Raw genomic sequence first — 17,595 nt, 5'->3', positions numbered from 1 at the left:
CCCACCCGGGCCTCCAAGGCGGCGATCTCCGCCTCGATCCGCCCTTCCTCGTCGACCAGGCGGCCATAGCTCATCGCCTTGTGCTTGGAGGCGCTGGCCTCCGGCTTCGTGCCGTCCAGCGCCAGGACCCATCTTGACCATGCCCAAGGTCGTGGCAAGGCGTAGCGACTGGAGGAACAGGTCGGCCAGCGCGTCCAGGTGGCGGCGGCGGAACCGGGCGATCGAGCGGAAGTCCGGGGCCTGGTCGGCGGCCAGCAACCGGAACGCGACATCGTCGACGCACTTGCGCTCGATCGCCCGCGAAGAGCGGACCCCGGTGGTGTACCTGTAGATCAGCAGCCGCACCAACAGCCGAGGGTTGAAGGAAGGGTAACCTCCGCTTCTCGGTGTAGTCCGCGAGGATCGGCCCGAGGTCGACCAGGTCGGCGAGAAACCGGGCCAGGTGGTCGTCCGGCAGCCAGTCATCCAGCGACGGCGGCAGCAGCACTTGGTGCGGATCGAACGCCCGAAACGTCTTATCCACCGCCGCCGCACGACGTGGCCGCTGTTTGCCCTCGGCCAGCCTGGCCTCGAACAGCCCCTCCTGATCGCGCATACCGGGATGCTCCCGTACAAGTGCTCACCAGCCACACGCGGGCGCCGCGGGGACGGATTCCGCTTCGTTGCTGAGCTGAGGGCTCTGGTGTGTGGCTAAGTTTCCTCAAGCGCAGCGGTCAACCGGGAGACGGCCGTCAGGTCTGGCACGCTGCGCAAGGAGGCAACGACCTGGTTGCTCGCGAACTCGCGCTGCGCGGCGGTCACGGTTGGGTCGATGGCGCACTCGGCCTGGACGTAGATGAAGTTCAGGTCCGTCGCGAAAAGCATCGAGAAACACTGCGGTCCTGTGATGGTGGCGCGGCCTCCGGCGCTCTGATAGGCCCTCATCAATCGCCGGGCTGAATCGGTATTCGCCTGGTTGCGGCCCGACCATACGTAGACGGCACGTGCGAGTTCTCGTTCCGCTGAAATGGGTCCGGTGTTGTCCCAGTCGAGGAGGACGGGCCCGTTGGGGCCGACCAGAACGTTCTGGGGCTGCAGGTCGCGATGTGACGTCACCAGATCGCCGGGGTCGGACGCGGTTACCCATTGTGCCAGTTCTGCCGCGGACGTATTGATGAACCGACCCAGCACGTCTGACCACGGCAGGCCGGCTTGATGCACCTTTTTGTGCAGGTCTTTCCAGTCAGCCTCCTGTGGGCACTGCTCGTACCAGGAGCCAGGTGTCTCGCTCGCGCCCTTTCCCGCCGTGTGGAGGAGTGCCATGGTCCGGCCGAACCAGTTCAGGATGTCCGGGTCGGATGCATCCGCCTCGGTGCCGTCGACCCAGTCGTACAGTTTCACGTACGGCCTGCCTGAAGAGGGGGTGAGCTGTGAGACGTGTTCGCCGTGGCGATTGGGGATGAGCCGTGGTGACGCGATTCCCAGGTTCTCCGCGGCGTTCCGTAATGCGGCCTCCCGGCGGACCTCTTCTTCGTCGCAGCTGAAGAGGAGTTCCTTGATGGCCCATGAGGAGCCCTTGCCGGACAGCTTCCAGATCTGACCCAATGCGCCACGGGCGACGGGTGTCATCGTCCACGGTCCGGTGCCGAGCGCGTAGGTCTCCGCTATGAAGTCGACTGTGTCGTACATTCAAGTACCTCTCCGGATGCTGATGGCCAACGGATGACTATTGCATGCTGAGCCTCGGGGAGGCGCGCGGTCACAACCATGCTGAGGCCGTTGTCGACGCGATTGAGACGCCGTTTCCGCTGGTGCGGTTGAGGCTGTAGGAGCTATGCGTCGGACCATCCGGCAGCGTTCGAGTAGGACTCGTAGGAGTAGCGGGTGCTGCGATCCCACTCCTCACCGGTGATGCGTCTGTATGCCTCGTCCGGCACGTACAGCAGACTCTCTGCCCAGATGAGATCTGCGGCGTAGGGGACGAAAAGCTGCGGATCGCGGAGCACTGCTTCGTAGGTTGCACGGCCGGCGGCCACGACGGCTGCCCGCGTGTAGAGGAAGGCGTCGCTCGACAGGTCGTGCCCGTACTCCTTGCGATCCAGTCGATAGAGCGCCCACGACAGCTGTTCGGCAAACCCGATCACCGTCGCCAGTGCCCCTGAGGCCAGACGGTTCGTCAGCGCTGCCGCCAGTTGCTCGGCGTCGGGGTCGGGCATGGACGGTGTGCAGTCGCCCAGGAGTTGCCAGAAGGAGTTCTCGTTCATGTGCAGAGCATGGCGGACAGCTGTGACAGCGGCGGGACGGCGTCTGTCACCGCCTTCCCGGCGACCGGCGGGTCGCCGGTCAGTCGTGTGTTCTGCGCAGGGGACGGCACTCGGCCAGTCACGACACCGCGCCGAGCAGTGCTTCCTCCGCCAGGCCGACGCCGAGCAGCCGCGGCCGGCCGGCCAGAGCAGAGGCGTTCCCCATGAGAGCGCCGGTCGCGGTCGTGGCGCAGACGCCGAGGGCCTCGCCGAGCGTGGTCCAGCGCCACCACGACCGCCACAGGCCCGCGTCCGCCCCGGACGACGCCGTCCCGGCACCCTCGGCGGAGCCGGGCGCGGGACGTGGACCCGGGGCCGGACCGGACAGGGTGATCAGGACCAGGGGATCCTCCGTGCCGATCCGAGCCTGGGGGTGGCGTCGCAGGTACACCCGTTCGGCCGCCGCCCGCTCCGGGTGGCCCGCCTGCGCCACCTGGCCTCGGCCGGTCAGCCGGGTGCCGTCCAGGAGCACGTCGACCGGCGTGGGCGTCCGGAACGTGCGCCACCACGTCTTGCCCACGGCGCGGCCCACGCAGACGACCACGAGATCGCCGTCGCGCGCACACTGCACCGGCAGGACGATCTCGCGGCCCGTGCGGCGTCCGCGGAACGACAGCGCGCACAGGCCGGGCAGCAGCAGGTGCCCTCGCGAGCGCAGCACCGTGAGCACCAGACGATTCACCGTGAACCGGCGAGGCGAACAACGCACCCGGCCACTCCGGCCACTCCGGTCGCCCCGGTCGGTCGCGGGAATGCTCTCTGTCCCCATGTCCTGAGCATGACCGTCAGGTCCCGTGGCCGTGCGGGGCTGTTCGTCCCGCGAAGCGGGCCGAAGGGCACGCGGACCCGCCACACCATCAGGTTCACACAGAGTCCGACAAGATAATTGATTCGATTGTGTTCGGGTTCTAGGGTGAGGTCTGGCTCGGTAGTCACACCGTCACCACCCGTCGCCACCGACCCCGCCGCCAGCCGGCCGACAGCGCACGCGTCCCCGTTCGATACCCCCACCCCAGTGAACCCTGACGCACCCTCAAGCCCGTGTCGTACACGGTCGTCCCGAGGAAGGCCACGGTCATGCCGCACCCGCACGCGTACCCCCACCCGCACGCGCCCCAGCCCGACCGTCCCCGGCGCGCGGTGGTCAGCCGCCGCCGGCTGCTGGAGTCCTCCGCCGCCGTGCTCGGCGCGCTCGCCCTGTCCCGGCCGTCGGTCGCCGCCCACGCGGCCGGCGACCCGGCGGCAGAGGGCACGCCCGAGTGGAACGGGCACGTCGGCCTGTTCGAGGTCGGCACCGAGCCCCCGCACACCACGCTGATGCCCTACGCGGACCTGGAGCAGGCGCTGGCCGCCGACCGCACCCGTTCGCCGTACCGGCTCGATCTCGACGGGACCTGGCGGTTCGCCCACGCCGACCGCCCCGAGGACCGCGACCCCGACTTCCACCGCACCGACCTGGACGACAGCGGCTGGGACACCGTCCCCGTCCCCTCGCCGTGGCAGCTGCACGGCCACGACCACCCGATCTACGTCAACATCACCTACCCGTGGTGGGGCCCCAACGGCCTCGGCGAGGAGGCGCAGCCGCCGGCCGCGCCGACCCGCTTCAACCCCGTGGGCCAGTACCGGCGCACCTTCACGCTGCCCCGCCACTGGGCCGGACGCCGCACGTTCCTGCACTTCGAGGGCGTCAAGTCGGCCCACTACGTGTGGATCAACGGCCAGCTGGCTGGCTACCACGAGGACTCGTACACACCCGCCGAGTACGACATCACCGCGTACCTCAGGCCAGGCGCCAACCAGATCGCGGTGGAGGTCTACCGCTTCTCCGACGGCGACTGGATGGAGGACCAGGACATGATCCGGCTGAGCGGCATCTTCCGCTCGGTCTACCTCTACTCCACGCCCGCCGTGCACCTGCGCGACTTCAAGCTGGAGACCCCGCTCGGCGACGGCCACACCACCGCGCGGCTGTCGGTCACCGCGAGCGTGCGCGACTACGCGGGCGACGGCCAGGGCCGGTACACCGTGGAGACCCAGCTCTACGACGCGGGCGGGCACCCCGTCTGGTCCCGCCCGCTGCAGCAGACGGCGGACCTGGACGCGGGCGCCGAGACGACCGTACAGGCGGCGAGAGCCGTGCCCGAGCCGAGGCTGTGGTCGGCCGAGGACCCGTACCTCTACACCGCGGTGCTGCGCCTGCGCGACCCGTCCGGGAAGGTCACCGAGACCCTCTCGCACCGCGTCGGCATCCGGGAGTTCGCGCTCGTGGACGGCCTGATGCGGATCAACGGCAGGCCGGTCTCGCTGCGCGGCACCAACCGGCACGAGATGCACCCCGCCCGCGGCACCGCTCTCACCCGCGCGGACATGGTCCGCGACATCGAGATCGTCAAGCGGCTGAACATCAACTCCGTGCGCACCTCGCACTATCCGAACAACCCGCAGTGGCTCGAACTCGCCGACGAGTACGGCCTGTACCTCGTCGACGAGACCAACCTCGAGACCCACGGCATCCGCGGCGAGTACCCCGGTGACCACCCCGAGTGGACCGCCGCCTGCGTGGCCCGCGCGAGGAACATGGTCCACCGCGACAAGAACCACGCCTCGGTCGTCATCTGGTCCCTCGGCAACGAGGCCGGCGGCGGCAGCACCTTCGTCGCCATGCACGACTGGATCCGCTCCTACGACACCACCCGCGTCATCCAGTACGAGGGCGACGACCGCCCGGGGATCAGCGACATCCGCTCGAAGATGTACGAGAGCCCGGCCGGCGTCGAGGCGCGCGCCCGGGACACCGCCGACACCCGGCCCTACGTGATGATCGAGTACTCCCACGCCATGGGGAACTCCAACGGCAACTTCAAGGAGTACTGGGACGTCGTCCGCCGCCACGACGTGCTGCAGGGCGGCTGGATCTGGGACTTCGTCGACCAGTCCCTGAGCCGGCCGGCCCCGCGGCGCAGGTTCCTCACCGAGACCGGACCGGCCGGTCTGCGCGGCGAACTGATGAATCCCAGCGGCGACTTCGACCGCGACAAGGGCGTGCGCGGCGGCACCGTCTTCGCCCGCGACTCCGGCCTCGACCTCACCGGCTCCCTCACGCTGGAAGCGTGGATCACCCCGCACGTGACGGGCTATCACCAGCCCATCCTCGCCAAGGGCGACACCCACTACGCACTCAAGCAGACCAACGACAGACTCGAGTTCTTCATCTACGGCGGCGGCCAGTGGATCACCGCGAGCTGGACCCTGCCCGCGAGCGGCTGGACGGGCACCGAACACCACGTCGCGGGCGTCTTCGACGCGACGGCGGGCGCGCTGACCCTGTACGTCGACGGCGTGGTCAGGGCCACCCGCGCCACCACCCGGCGGCCCGACGGCAGCACCGCGCCCCTCGGGCTCGCCGTCGACGCCGACAACCCCACCCGCGAGTTCAGCGGCACCGTCCGCCGGGCCCGCGTCCACGCCCGCGCCCTCACCGCCGCCGAACTGGCCGACGACGACCGCGGCCCCGGCGACGACGGGGTGCGCTTCTGGTTCGACGCCGCCACGGTCGAGCTCACCGAGCAACGACCCACCGAGGACACGTACTTCTCCTACGGCGGCGACTGGGGCGACAACCCCACCGACGGCAACTTCTGCGCGAACGGCATCGTCACCGCCGACCGCGGCCACACCGGCAAGGCGGCGGAGATCAAGCGGGTCTACCAGGCCGTCCAGGTGACGCCGGCCGCCGGTGGCGCTCCCGGGGAGGTGACCCTCACCAACGAGTACCTGTTCACCAACCTCCGTGAGTTCGACTGCTGCTGGGAACTCGTCGCGGACGGCCGGACCGTCCGGAGCGGGAGGCTCAGCCGCGCCCAGCTCGACGTGGAGCCGCTGGCCGGCCGCGACGTCACGGTGCCGGTGCGGCTGCCGCGAGACCCGGTGCCGGGCACCGAGTACTTCCTGGAGCTGTCGTTCACCACCAAGGAGCCCACCAAGTGGGCGCGGGCCGGCTTCGAGGTGGCCCGGCAGCAGCTCGCCCTCGACGCGGGCAGCCCCGACGTGGTGCCGGTGCCCCTGGAGAGCGTCCCGGCGCTGCGGTACGACGACCGCGACGGCACCGTCACCGTCACCGGCGACGGCTTCTCCGTCACCGTGGACAAGCGCAGCGGGCTCATCACCTCCTACGAGACCCACGGCGCCCGGCTGATCGAGTCCGGGCCGGTGCCCAACTTCTGGCGGGCCCCCACCGACAACGACCGCGGCAACGGGCAGCACGTCCGCAACCAGACCTGGCGCGACGCCGGAGCCCGCCGCACCGTGACGGACGTGACCGTGCGCGCCCTGCGGGACCGGGCCGTCGAGATCAAGGTCACCGGCACGCTGCCGACCACGGTCGAGTCGGCGTACAGCACCGTCTACACCGTCTTCGGCAACGGCGAGATCAAGGTCGACAACACCCTGCACCCCGGAGCCGCGAGCCTGCCCTACGTTCCCGAGGTCGGCACCCTGCTGTTCCTGCCGGGCCGCCTTGAGCACCTGCACTACTACGGGCGCGGCCCCGAGGAGAACCACTGGGACCGCAACACCGGCACCGACGTCGGCCTGTACTCCGGGACCGTCTCAGGCCAGTGGACGCCCTACATCCGCCCCCAGGAGAACGGCAACAAGACCGACGTGCGCTGGGCCGCCCTCACCGACGGGCGCGGCCGGGGCCTGCTGGTCTCCGCGGAACCCCTCCTGGAGGTCAACGCCTCCCACTTCACCCCGGAGGACCTGTCGGCCGGGGCCCGCCACGCCTACCAGCTCAACCCCCGCGAGCAGGTCGTCCTGCGCCTGAACCACCGGCAGATGGGCGTCGGCGGCGACAACAGCTGGGGCGCCCACACGCACGACGCGTACAAGCTCTTCGCCGACCGGGACTACGCCTACACCTACCGGCTCCGCCCGCTGACGAGCGTCCGCGCGGCGACACCGGCCTCCCGGCGGCCGACGTCGACGCGGTTCTCGGACTAGCCGGAGTCACGTCTCCGACCAGCCGGGGTCACGCGATCCGGGCCGGCGCAGGACAGGCGAGGTCGATGTCGGATTCCCGCCAGCTCCTGCCCGGCCCGTCCCCGATGCTGGAGACATGCAGATGGGGATGCACATCGACACCGAGCGCTGCGTGCGCGCCGTCCGGTCCAAGGACGCGCGCTTCGACGGCTGGTTCTTCACGGCCGTGCTGACCACCCGCATCTACTGCCGTCCCAGCTGCCCGGTGGTGCCGCCCAAGCCGGAGAACATGACCTTCTACCCGAGCGCGGCGGCCTGCCAGCAGGCCGGGTTCCGCGCCTGCAAGCGCTGCCGCCCGGACACCAGCCCCGGCTCCCCGGAGTGGAACCAGCGCGCCGACCTCGTGGCCCGCGCGATGCGGCTGATCGCCGACGGCGTCGTCGACCGCGAGGGCGTGCCCGGACTGGCCGCCCGCCTCGGCTACAGCCCGCGGCAGATCGAGCGCCAGCTGCTGGCCGAGCTCGGCGCGGGCCCCCTCGCCCTGGCCCGCGCCCAGCGCGCCCGGACCGCCCGCCTGCTGATCGAGACGACGGCGCTGCCCATGGCGCGGATCGCCTTCGCCGCGGGCTTCTCCTCCATCCGCACCTTCAACGACACCGTGCGCGAGGTGCACGCCCTGACCCCGAGTGAACTGCGCGCCCGGACATCGAGGAACGACGCCCGGACATCGAGGAACGACGCCAGGGCAGCGCGGCAGGACGCCCTGGCCACCCCGGGCGCGCTCACCCTCCGGCTGCCGTTCCGCGCCCCCCTCAACCCCGACAACCTCTTCGGCCACCTCGCGGCGACCGCAGTGCCCGGCGTCGAGGAATGGCGGGACGGCGCCTACCGCCGCACCCTCCGCCTCCCCTACGGCCACGGCATAGTCGCCCTGACCCCGCAACCCGACCACATCGCCTGCCGCCTCACCCTCGGCGACCTGCGCGACCTGCCTGTCGCGATCAGCCGCTGCCGGCGCATGCTCGACCTGGACGCCGACCCGGTCGCCGTCGACGACCAGCTGCGCGCGGACCCGCTGCTCGCCCCGTTGGTGGACAAGGCGCCCGGCCGGCGCGTGCCGCGCACCGTCGACGAGGCGGAGTTCGCCGTGCGCGCCGTCCTCGGCCAGCAGGTCTCCACCGCCGCCGCCCGCACCCACGCGGCCCGCCTGGTCACCGCCCACGGCGACCGGATCGACGACCCCGAGGGGGGCCTCACCCACCTCTTCCCCACCCCCGAGGCGCTCGCCGCCCTCGACCCCGAGTCCCTGGCGATGCCCCGCACCCGCCGCGCCACGCTCACCAGCCTCGTCCGCGGCCTGGCCGACGGCACGCTCAACCTCGGGGTGGACAGCGACTGGCCCGAGGCCCGCGCCCGCCTCCTCGCCCTCCCCGGCTTCGGCCCCTGGACGGTCGACGTCATCGCGATGCGCGCCCTCGGCGACCCCGACGCGTTCCTCGCCACCGACCTCGGCATCCGCCGGGCCGCCCGGGAACTGGGCCTGCCCTCCACCCCCGCGGCCCTGACCGCCCGCGCCGCGGCGTGGCGGCCGTGGCGGGCGTACGCGGTCCAGTACCTGTGGGCGACCGACAGCCACCCGATCAACTTCCTTCCCGTGTGAGGACGTCCATGAAGCACCACACCGTCATCGACAGCCCCTGCGGCCCGCTCACCCTGGTCGCCGAGGACGGGGTCCTGTGCGGCCTCTACATGACCGAGCAGCGCCACCGCCCGCCGGAGGAGACCTTCGGCCCGCGCGACGACACCCTCTTCCACGCCGCCGAGGAACAACTGGAGGCGTACTTCGCGGGCGAACTGAAGGAGTTCACCCTCGAACTGCGCATGAACGGCACCCCGTTCCAGCGCCGGGTCTGGGACGGGCTGCGCCGGATCCCGTACGGCGAGACCCGCTCCTACGGCGAGCTCGCCCAGGTCCTAGGCGCCCCGGGCGCCGCCCGCGCGGTCGGCCTCGCCAACGGCCGCAACCCGGTCGGCATCATCGTCCCCTGCCACCGCGTCGTCGGCGCGAACGGCAGCCTGACCGGCTACGGAGGCGGCCTGGACCGCAAGCGCCGCCTGCTGGACTTCGAACGCGGAGCCGCCCTCTTCGTCCAGTGACCGGCCCTGGCCAGGGTCCTACCGGGTCCGCACGTGCGTAGGCCCGTACCGCTCACCGCCCCCGCGGAACCCGCCCCTCGGCGTCCTCGGTGTCCTCGGCGTCCTCGTCGGCCAGTCGCCGCAGCAGCCGGGGCAGGGCGGTGCCGATCGGCTCGCGCACCACCTCGTCGGCGAGGTCGTCGTACGGCGTCGGCTCGGCGTTGACGATGATCAGCCGGGCGCCGTGGTCGGCGGCGACGCCGGCGAGCCCAGCGGCGGGCTGCACCTGCAGGCTGGTGCCCACGGCTACGAACACCTGGCACGCCTTGGTGATCGCGACGGCCTCGCCCAGCACCTGCGGGTCGAGCCGCTCGCCGAACATCACGGTGGCCGACTTCAGGATGCCGCCGCAGTCCCGGCAGGGCGGATCGTCCTCGCCGGCCGCGACCCGGGCGAGGGCGTCCTCCATCGACCCGCGTGCCCCGCACCGCGTGCAGACCACGCCGCGGGCGCTGCCGTGCAGTTCGAGCACCTTGCGGGCGGGCATCCCGGCGAGCTGGTGCAGCCCGTCCACGTTCTGCGTGATCACCCGCACCGGCACCCCGGCCCGCTCCAGCTCCGCCACGGCGCGGTGCGCGGTGTTCGGCTCGGCCCGGAGGGCGCCGTTGTCGCGCCGCATCCGCCAGGAGCGCCGCCGGATCTCCGGGTCGGCCATGTAGTGCTCGTAGGTGACGAGCTTCTCCGCCTCCGGGTCGCGCCGCCACAGCCCGTTCGGGCCGCGGTAGTCGGGGATGCCGGAATCCGTGGAGACGCCGGCGCCGCTGAGGATGGCGACGAGGGGCTTGGTCATGAGGCCGAGGGTAGGCGGGGGCCCGGTCGTGGGGCGAACGCTTATCGGCCCGCGTCGGCAGCCCCACCGGCAAGGTCGTCGCGATGCCGCGGCGAGAACCCCGCCCCTACCCCGTCCACCCGGTGCCCGTTCTCCAGCTCCGCCGTGCCCGACCCGGTGGCCAGGACGTCCAGGGCCGCCCGGACCCGGCGGCCGAGGGCGCCCGGCAGGTGGTCGGCGAGCTCCTCGGGCCGGACCAGGCGCCAGGACAGCAACTCCTCCTCCTGCAGCCGGATCGCCGCGAACTCGTCCTCGGTCAGCACCCCGCCGTCGTACAGGTACGCGACCACCGGCGGACGGCGCGAGCCCTGCGCCCAGTCCACCGCGAGGAGCCGCCCCGGCTCGCGGTCGAGCCCGGTCTCCTCGGCCGTCTCACGGCGCGCCCCCTGGCGCGGGGTCTCGCCGTCGTCGGACTCGACGGTGCCGCCCGGCAGGACCCAGCCGTCACGGTAGTTGGGCTCGAGCAGCAGCACCCGGCCCTCGGCGTCGCGGAAGAGGACGGCGGTGGCGGCGAGGACGCGGGGGAGTCCGGCTATGTACGTGGCGTAGTCCTGGGTGGTGGTCATTCCGGAAGGGTAGCCAGCGCCAGCCGGACGGTGCGTTCCGCCAGCTCGCCGATCGCCACCCCGTCGAAGCCGAACACCGCGCTGCGGACCGTGTCCCGCAGCGGGTCCTTCCACACCGCGGGGATCGCCTCCGCCCCGGCCAGCACACCGGCCACCGAGCCGGCGGTCGCGCCGTTGGAGTCGGTGTCCAGGCCGCCGCGGACGGTGAGGGCGACGGTGCGGGTGAAGTCCCCGTCGCCGTACAGCAGCCCGGCGGTGAGCACCGCCGCGTTCGGGACGACGTGGATCCAGTGCAGCCCCGCCGTCTCCTGCGACACCGTGGAGAGCGTGTCCTCCCACGTCATCCGGGTGTCGTGGAGCGAGACGACGCGGCGTACGGCGCGGGCGAGGCGGCTGCTCGCCGGGATCACCGTCAGCGCGGTGTCCAGGGCGTGGCGGACCGTGGGCGCGGTGAACGCCGCGGAGACCAGCGCCGCCGCCCACATCGCGCCGTACACGCCGTTGCCGGTGTGCGACAGCACCGCGTCCCGGCGGGCCAGCGCGGCGGCCCGGCCCGGCTCGCCGGGGCAGGTCCAGCCGTAGACGTCGGCACGGATGAGGGCGCCGATCCACTCCTGGTACGGGTTGTCGTACGTCGCCGTCAGCGGCGGCTTGAGCCCGGCCGTGAGATTGCGGTACGCGGCCCGCTCCGCGGTGAACGTCTGCAGGTAGGGCAGCCGCAGCAGCCACAGCTCGCCGATCTGCTCGGTGGTGAAGGCGAAGCCGTGGGTCTCCAGCAGGTGCAGGCCGAGAACGGAGTAGTCGACGTCGTCGTCGCGGCAGCTGCCGTCGACGCGGCCGCGCACGCACTGGCGCCATTCGGGACGCAGCGCGAGCCGGTCGCTCTCGTCGGCCGGCTCCGGCAGGTAGTCGGTCAGCGGCAGGGCGTCGGCCCGCCGCAGGTAACGGTCGATCCGGTCCCGCGTCCACACCTCGCCCTGCTCGACCGGCTTGCCGAGCATGTTGCCGGCGATCCGGCCCAGCCAGCCTCCGAGGACGCGGTCGGCGAGCTCTGGCTCAGTGCCCACAGAGGTCATGGCACCGGTGTACCCACATCGGGGCGTGCCCGCGCGCTCCGCGGCCGCCGGCACAGGGCGCCTACAGGGTGTTCCCAGGCTCTGGACGGGGCATGACGGCGAGGGCGCCCGCCGGTTAAGGTCGCAGCGGCGCGACTGGCCTTGACGTGCGCGAGGCCCGGGGAACAAGGGGAATTCGAGTGACACAGCGCGTGCTCATCGCCGCGGACAAGTTCAAGGGGTCGCTGACGGCCGTTCAGGTCGCCGAGCGCGTGACGGCCGGACTGCGCCGGGTCGCGCCGGGGACGACGGTGGAGTCGCTGCCGGTCGCCGACGGCGGCGACGGAACCGTCGACGCGGCCGTCGCGGCCGGGTTCGAGCGGCGCGAGGTGCGGGTCGCCGGGCCGCTCGGCCACGAGGTGACGGCGGCGTTCGCGCTGCGCGGCGACACGGCGGTGGTGGAGATGGCGGAGGCGAGCGGGCTGCAGCGGCTGCCGGCCGGCGTCTTCGCGCCGCTGACGGCGTCCACCTACGGCTCCGGGGAGCTGCTGCGGGCCGCGCTGGACGCGGGGGCGCGGACGATCGTGTTCGGCGTCGGCGGAAGCGCGACCACCGACGGCGGCGCCGGGATGCTGACCGCGCTCGGGGCGCGGTTCCTGGACGTGGAGGGGGAGCCGGTGACGCCGGGCGGCGGCGGCCTGGGCGACCTCGCGTCCGCCGACCTGTCGGGGCTGGACCCGCGCCTGGCCTCCGTGGACCTGGTGCTCGCCAGCGACGTCGACAACCCGCTGACCGGGCCGAAGGGCGCACCGGCCGTCTACGGGCCGCAGAAGGGCGCCTCGCCGGACGACGTGGAGACGCTGGACGCGGCCCTCGCCCACTACGCCAAGGTGCTGGAGGAGGCAGTCGGCGCCCGGGCCGCCGAGTACGCCGCCGCGCCGGGCGCCGGCGCGGCCGGCGGCATCGGCTACGGCGCCCTGCTCCTCGGCGCCCGCTTCCGCCCCGGCATCGAGGTGATGCTCGACGTGCTGGGCTTCGCCCCCGCGCTGGACCGGGCGGACCTCGTGATCACCGGTGAGGGCTCCCTCGACGAGCAGACCCTGCACGGCAAGGCCCCCGCGGGGGTCGCCGCCGCGGCACGCGCCGCCGGCAAGGAGGTGGTCGCCGTGTGCGGACGCCTCGCGCTGCCCCCGGAGGCGCTGGGCCGGGCCGGCATCCGCCGCGCCTACCCCCTGACGCAGGCCGAGCCGGACGTGGCGAAGTGCATCGCGGACGCGGGCCCGATCCTGGAACGGGTCGCGGAAACCATCGCCCACGACTTCCTGACCTGACCCCGCCCCCCGAGGGCGGTGCCGGCCGCCCGCCGCCCGTCCGCCCGGCCGCTTCGTGTCGGCCACCCCAGTGCGCCTCTTCCCGCGAGGGCGGTGCCGGCTGCTTGTCGGCCGTCGCCTGCTCGGGACGCGTCTGCCGGGCCGGTCTGTGTCGGCGGCCCTGGCGCGGGGGCTGCCCGCCAGGGCTGTGCCAGCCGCCCGTCGGCCGTCGCCTGCTCGGCGTGCGGCTGTCCCGCCGGTCTGTGCCGGCTGTTCGGCACGCGGCCGTCCGGCCGGTCCTGCGGGGTGTCCGGGTGCGTGGGAGCCGTCCGGTGCGGAGCCCTCCAGGTGTGTCGGCCTCGGGTCGTGGCGGCCGGTCGGCAACCGCTCGCTCGGCGTGCGGCTGCCCCGCCGGTTCGTGCCCGCGGCGCTCGGCCGCTCGGCCGGTTCGTGCGGGCGGCCCGGTGCTTGGCTGCCGCGGGGGCGGTGTCGGCTGCCCGCCGGGGCCGTTCCGTCCGCTCGGCGTGTGTCTGCCCGGCTGGTCTGCGTCGGCGGGGCCGGGGCCTTGGCTGCCCGCGGGGGCGGTGTCGGCTGCCTGACGGCCGTGTCGCCCGCTCGGCGTGTGGCTGTCCCGTCGGCTTCTACCGGCTGTGCGGCACGCGGCCGTCCGGCCGGTTCATGCTGGTGGCCCCAGTGCTCGGCCGGCCGCCAGGCCGGGTTGCGTCCGGCCGGTCCTGCGGCGTGTCCGGGTGGTCCTGCGGCGTGTCCCGGTGGGCGGGAGCCGTCCGGCGCCGGGGGCTCCGGGCGTCGGCACCGGGTCGTGGCCGCCGGTCGGCCCGTCGCCCGTTCGGTGTGCGGCCGTCCGGCCGGTACGGGCCGGCGCCCCCGGTGCTCCGCTGCCCGCCAGGGTCGGGCCGGGGACGTGGAAGGGCCCCGAGCCGAAACCGGCTCGGGGCCCTTCCACGTCGTACGACAGTCGCGCAGCCGCTACGGAAGCTGCGCCGCCCGCGCCTCGCGGCGGTTGCCGCGGAAGTTGTTCACCCGGCGGGCCGTGGCGAACAGCGGGATCACCGCGCCCATGACCAGCTGCAGGGCGCAGCCGGTCTGCAGGAGCAGCTGGCCGCTCGGGGCGTCGAACGCCCAGGCCGCCAGCAGGCCCATCGACAGCACGATCCAGGAGAGCATCGCCCCGGCGAGGCGGCCCCGCGGCTTGGGGTACTCGACCCGGCTCACCATCAGCCAGGCCGTGCCCAGGATCGCCAGCAGCGTCGCCACGAACGGCAGCTCCAGCAGCACGATCGAGACGACCGTCAGCGCGCCGAACGGCGACGGCATGCCCTGGAACATGCCGTCCTTCATCGTCACGCACGAGAACCGCGCGAGTCTGAGCACCACCGCCAGGAGCACCACGACCGCCCCCAGCGCCGCCACCCGCTGGTGCGCGTCGTCGGCGACCATCCCGTAGACCAGGACGAAGTACGCCGGCGCCAGGCCGAAGCTGATGAGGTCGGAGAGGTTGTCCAGCTCCGCGCCCATCGGCGAGCTGCGCAGCTTGCGCGCCACCAGGCCGTCGAACAGGTCGAAGACCGCGGCGCACAGCATCAGGATCACCGCCGTGGCCGCGCTGTGGCGGGCCATGCCGGTCTCCTGGTCGCCCGTGAGGTGCGGGATCAGGATGCCGGTGGTGGTGAAGTACACGGCCATGAAGCCGCACGTGGCGTTGCCGAGGGTGAGCGTGTCCGCTATCGAGAGGCGGAGAGAGAGCGGCATCTCCTCCTCGTCGTCCGCCTCGTCCGCCTCGGGCACCCAGCCCGCCTGCGTATCCGGATCAATCACGGTCAATGCGAGTCACCCCAGCCACGGTCTTCTGTCCGACCTCGACCGCGACATCCACGCCTTCGGGCAGGTAGATGTCGACACGCGAGCCGAAGCGGATCAGACCGATGCGGTCACCCTGCTCGACCTTGGTGCCCTGCGGCACGTAGGGGACGATGCGACGGGCCACGGCGCCGGCGATCTGGATCATCTCGATGTCGCCGAGTTCGGTGTCGAAATGCCAGACTACGCGCTCGTTGTTCTCGCTCTCCTTGTTGAACGCCGGAACGAACCCACCCGGGATGTGCTCGACCGACGTCACCGTGCCGGCCAGCGGCGCCCGGTTGACGTGGACATTGAGCGGGCTCATGAAGATGGCGACGCGGGTGCGGCCGTCCTTCCACGGCATGATGCTCTGCACCACACCGTCGGCGGGCGAGATGACCCGGCCCTGGGCGATCTCGCGCTCGGGGTCGCGGAAGAACCACAGCATGCCCGCCGCGAGCGCGGTGGTGGGCACGGCCACGGCCTTGGCGACACCGGAGCGGCGTGCCCGGATCAGGCTGAGGGCTGCGGTGGCGACGGTCGGGAGAAGCCACGGCGATGCTCCGCGCGCGAGGCGTACGCCGACCAGGCTGTCGCGTGGTGCAGAGGTTTGGCTGTGGGGCATGGATGACCTTCGTAGCGGATGATGCCGCGCTGGAACGGGGGACGGCGGCTTTCCCGGGATCGTACCGGTCGAGGGCCACAACTGGGCAAGCCAGGCAGCCGAGTCGGCGTCCGAAGAGTGCCTACGGGGTGTGATCTTCTTCTCGAAGAAAACACCCCGTCTCCGGACAATCAGCCCTGGAATCGATACTCTTCGAGCAGCCTGCGCCCGATGATCATTTTCTGGATCTCGGCGGTACCTTCACCGATGAGCAGCATCGGAGCCTCCCGGTAGAGGCGCTCGATCTCGTACTCCTTGGAGAAGCCGTAGCCGCCGTGGATCCGGAAGGCATCCTCCACGACCTCCTTGCAGTACTCGGAGGCGAGGTACTTCGCCATCCCTGCTTCGAGGTCGTTTCGTTCCCCGGAGTCCTTTTTGCGGGCCGCGTTCACCATCATCGCATGCGCGGCCTCGACCTTGGTGCCCATCTCGGCGAGTTTGAACTGGATCGCCTGGTGCTGGGCGATCGGCTTGCCGAAAGTGTGACGCTGCTGGGCGTACTGGACGCCGAGCTCGAACGCGCGCTGGGCGACGCCGCAGCCGCGCGCCGCCACATTCACGCGGCCGACCTCGACTCCGTCCATCATTTGGTAAAAACCTCGGCCGGTGGCCCCGCCGAGCACCCGATCGGCCGGTACGCGCAGGCCGTCCATGATCAGCTCGGTGGTGTCGACGCCCTTGTAGCCCATCTTGTCGATCTTGCCCGGGATGGTGAGGCCCGGACGGACCTCGCCGAAGCCGGGCTCCTTCTCCACCAGGAAGGTGGTCATCGACTTGTGGGGCGCGGTGCCCTCAGGGTGTCCCTCGTCACTCCGGACGAGGACGGCCACCAGGGACGACGTGCCGCCGTTGGTCAGCCACATCTTCTGGCCGTTCAGGACGTACTCGTCGCCGTCCTTCACCGCCTTGGAAGTGATCGCGGACACGTCCGAGCCCAGGCCGGGCTCCGACATCGAGAAGGCGCCGCGGATGTCGCCGGCCGCCATCCTCGGCAGGAAGTGCTCCTTCTGCTCCTGCGTGCCGTGCTGCTTGAGCATGTACGCCACGATGAAGTGGGTGTTGATGATGCCGGACACCGACATCCAGCCGCGGGCGATCTCCTCGACGCACAGCGCGTAGGTGAGGAGCGACTCGCCCAGGCCCCCGTACTCCTCGGGGATCATCAGACCGAACAGGCCGAGTTCCTTCAGGCCGTCCACGATCGCTTGCGGGTACTCGTCTCGGTGCTCCAGCTCGGTGGCGACCGGGATGATCTCCTTGTCCACGAAGTCGCGGACGGTGGAGAGGATCTCCTGCTGGACGTCGGTCAGACCGGCGGTCTGGGCGAGGCGCGCCATCGATCAGCCTTCCTGAAGTTCCGGGCGGCCGGGCTGCTCGCCGCCGCGCTCCTTGATGTACGTCTCCGTCGGGACCATCACCTTGCGGCGGAACACGCACACCAGCGTGCCGTCCTGCTTGTAGCCCTTGGTCTCGACGTACACGATGCCGCGGTCGTTCTTCGACTTCGACGGCCACTTGTCGAGCACGGTCGTCTGGCCGTAGATCGTGTCGCCGTGGAAGGTCGGCGCCACGTGCTTCAGCGACTCGATCTCCAGGTTGGCGATCGCCTTGCCGGAGATGTCCGGGACGGACATGCCCAGCAGCAGGGAGTAGATGTAGTTGCCCACGACGACGTTCTTGCCGAAGTCCGTCGTCTTCTCCGCATAGTTCGTGTCCATGTGGAGCGGGTGGTGGTTCATGGTGAGGAGACAGAACAGGTGGTCGTCGTACTCCGTGACCGTCTTGCCCGGCCAGTGCTTGTACGTCGCCCCGACCTCGAACTCCTCGTAGGTGCGTCCGAACTGCATGGC

14 protein-coding genes and 1 pseudogene are annotated in these 17,595 nt (G+C 71.7%); 4 read left to right on the top strand and 11 right to left on the bottom strand.

Features of this window, described 5'->3' with window-relative positions; genetic code table 11:
• Positions 1-8 precede the first annotated feature (8 nt).
• The 4 genes and pseudogenes from ACZ5GT_RS30825 to ACZ5GT_RS30810 all read right to left on the bottom strand — a co-directional run.
• Positions 9-523, bottom strand: a pseudogene (locus tag ACZ5GT_RS30825) (transposase); the annotation flags it as partial.
• Positions 524-690: 167 nt separating this feature from the next.
• On the bottom strand, positions 691-1,668 hold the full coding sequence (locus ACZ5GT_RS30820) for a phosphotransferase enzyme family protein (protein WP_469032702.1): 978 nt from the start codon (positions 1,666-1,668) through the stop codon (positions 691-693).
• A 143-nt stretch (positions 1,669-1,811) separates the two neighbouring features.
• Positions 1,812-2,243, bottom strand: coding sequence for a DUF4240 domain-containing protein (locus ACZ5GT_RS30815; protein ID WP_469032700.1), 432 nt, complete (start codon positions 2,241-2,243; stop codon positions 1,812-1,814).
• Positions 2,244-2,361: 118 nt separating this feature from the next.
• Entirely contained in the window at positions 2,362-2,943 is a 582-nt protein-coding gene (locus ACZ5GT_RS30810; RefSeq protein ID WP_469032698.1) for a hypothetical protein, read from the bottom strand.
• A gap of 416 nt (positions 2,944-3,359) precedes the next feature.
• Between ACZ5GT_RS30810 and ACZ5GT_RS30805 the strand changes: the two genes are divergently transcribed.
• The 3 genes from ACZ5GT_RS30805 to ACZ5GT_RS30795 all read left to right on the top strand — a co-directional run bounded on the left by ACZ5GT_RS30805 (position 3,360) and on the right by ACZ5GT_RS30795 (position 9,422).
• Positions 3,360-7,286: a glycoside hydrolase family 2 TIM barrel-domain containing protein gene (locus tag ACZ5GT_RS30805; protein WP_469032743.1), complete on the top strand. Its 3,927-nt coding sequence runs from the start codon at positions 3,360-3,362 to the stop codon at positions 7,284-7,286.
• A 115-nt stretch (positions 7,287-7,401) separates the two neighbouring features.
• Complete coding sequence (locus tag ACZ5GT_RS30800; protein ID WP_469032696.1) at positions 7,402-8,925, top strand: AlkA N-terminal domain-containing protein; 1,524 nt, start codon at positions 7,402-7,404, stop codon at positions 8,923-8,925.
• 8 nt (positions 8,926-8,933) lie between these two features.
• Positions 8,934-9,422, top strand: coding sequence for a methylated-DNA--[protein]-cysteine S-methyltransferase (locus ACZ5GT_RS30795; RefSeq protein WP_469032693.1), 489 nt, complete (start codon positions 8,934-8,936; stop codon positions 9,420-9,422).
• A 52-nt stretch (positions 9,423-9,474) separates the two neighbouring features.
• Here the strand turns inward: ACZ5GT_RS30795 and ACZ5GT_RS30790 are convergent, their stop codons facing one another.
• Genes ACZ5GT_RS30790 through ACZ5GT_RS30780 form a run of 3 tightly spaced genes read right to left on the bottom strand, consistent with a single transcriptional unit; the run spans position 9,475 to position 11,932 of the window.
• Complete coding sequence (locus ACZ5GT_RS30790) at positions 9,475-10,251, bottom strand: SIR2 family NAD-dependent protein deacylase (protein WP_469032690.1); 777 nt, start codon at positions 10,249-10,251, stop codon at positions 9,475-9,477.
• A gap of 41 nt (positions 10,252-10,292) precedes the next feature.
• The gene (locus ACZ5GT_RS30785) at positions 10,293-10,856 is read right to left on the bottom strand and encodes an NUDIX domain-containing protein (RefSeq protein WP_469032687.1); all 564 of its coding nucleotides are present in this window, start codon (positions 10,854-10,856) and stop codon (positions 10,293-10,295) included.
• The gene (locus ACZ5GT_RS30780; RefSeq protein ID WP_469032685.1) at positions 10,853-11,932 is read right to left on the bottom strand and encodes an ADP-ribosylglycohydrolase family protein; all 1,080 of its coding nucleotides are present in this window, start codon (positions 11,930-11,932) and stop codon (positions 10,853-10,855) included. The genes ACZ5GT_RS30785 and ACZ5GT_RS30780 overlap by 4 nt, the downstream gene beginning before the upstream one ends.
• Before the next feature lie 191 nt (positions 11,933-12,123).
• Between ACZ5GT_RS30780 and ACZ5GT_RS30775 the strand changes: the two genes are divergently transcribed.
• Complete coding sequence (locus ACZ5GT_RS30775; protein WP_469032741.1) at positions 12,124-13,242, top strand: glycerate kinase; 1,119 nt, start codon at positions 12,124-12,126, stop codon at positions 13,240-13,242.
• A gap of 966 nt (positions 13,243-14,208) precedes the next feature.
• Here the strand turns inward: ACZ5GT_RS30775 and pssA are convergent.
• The 4 genes from pssA to ACZ5GT_RS30755 form a co-directional block, all read right to left on the bottom strand.
• The gene (gene pssA / locus ACZ5GT_RS30770) at positions 14,209-15,027 is read right to left on the bottom strand and encodes a CDP-diacylglycerol--serine O-phosphatidyltransferase (protein ID WP_469032739.1); all 819 of its coding nucleotides are present in this window, start codon (positions 15,025-15,027) and stop codon (positions 14,209-14,211) included.
• A gap of 22 nt (positions 15,028-15,049) precedes the next feature.
• Complete coding sequence (locus tag ACZ5GT_RS30765; protein ID WP_351894008.1) at positions 15,050-15,706, bottom strand: phosphatidylserine decarboxylase; 657 nt, start codon at positions 15,704-15,706, stop codon at positions 15,050-15,052.
• A gap of 170 nt (positions 15,707-15,876) precedes the next feature.
• Positions 15,877-17,082: an acyl-CoA dehydrogenase family protein gene (locus tag ACZ5GT_RS30760; RefSeq protein WP_469032681.1), complete on the bottom strand. Its 1,206-nt coding sequence runs from the start codon at positions 17,080-17,082 to the stop codon at positions 15,877-15,879.
• Positions 17,083-17,085: 3 nt separating this feature from the next.
• On the bottom strand, positions 17,086-17,592 hold the full coding sequence (locus tag ACZ5GT_RS30755) for a MaoC family dehydratase (RefSeq protein ID WP_059195327.1): 507 nt from the start codon (positions 17,590-17,592) through the stop codon (positions 17,086-17,088).
• Positions 17,593-17,595 lie beyond the last annotated feature (3 nt).

The organism is Streptomyces sp. NPDC031340 (assembly GCF_055569945.1).
Note: the sequence above shows the minus strand (reverse complement) of the source record. Positions and strands in the feature narration are given on the sequence as shown.

What these genes read in the sequence shown, in the direction of transcription:
- ACZ5GT_RS30815 (WP_469032700.1), bottom strand. Translation starts at nt 2,243, where the DNA reads ATGAACGAGAACTCCTTCTGGCAACTCCTGGGCGACTGCACACCGTCC.
- ACZ5GT_RS30795 (WP_469032693.1), top strand. Translation starts at nt 8,934, where the DNA reads ATGAAGCACCACACCGTCATCGACAGCCCCTGCGGCCCGCTCACCCTG.
- ACZ5GT_RS30820 (WP_469032702.1), bottom strand. Translation starts at nt 1,668, where the DNA reads ATGTACGACACAGTCGACTTCATAGCGGAGACCTACGCGCTCGGCACC.
- ACZ5GT_RS30800 (WP_469032696.1), top strand. Translation starts at nt 7,402, where the DNA reads ATGCAGATGGGGATGCACATCGACACCGAGCGCTGCGTGCGCGCCGTC.
- ACZ5GT_RS30765 (WP_351894008.1), bottom strand. Translation starts at nt 15,706, where the DNA reads ATGCCCCACAGCCAAACCTCTGCACCACGCGACAGCCTGGTCGGCGTA.
- ACZ5GT_RS30805 (WP_469032743.1), top strand. Translation starts at nt 3,360, where the DNA reads ATGCCGCACCCGCACGCGTACCCCCACCCGCACGCGCCCCAGCCCGAC.
- ACZ5GT_RS30785 (WP_469032687.1), bottom strand. Translation starts at nt 10,856, where the DNA reads ATGACCACCACCCAGGACTACGCCACGTACATAGCCGGACTCCCCCGC.
- ACZ5GT_RS30780 (WP_469032685.1), bottom strand. Translation starts at nt 11,932, where the DNA reads ATGACCTCTGTGGGCACTGAGCCAGAGCTCGCCGACCGCGTCCTCGGA.
- ACZ5GT_RS30790 (WP_469032690.1), bottom strand. Translation starts at nt 10,251, where the DNA reads ATGACCAAGCCCCTCGTCGCCATCCTCAGCGGCGCCGGCGTCTCCACG.
- ACZ5GT_RS30755 (WP_059195327.1), bottom strand. Translation starts at nt 17,592, where the DNA reads ATGCAGTTCGGACGCACCTACGAGGAGTTCGAGGTCGGGGCGACGTAC.
- ACZ5GT_RS30760 (WP_469032681.1), bottom strand. Translation starts at nt 17,082, where the DNA reads ATGGCGCGCCTCGCCCAGACCGCCGGTCTGACCGACGTCCAGCAGGAG.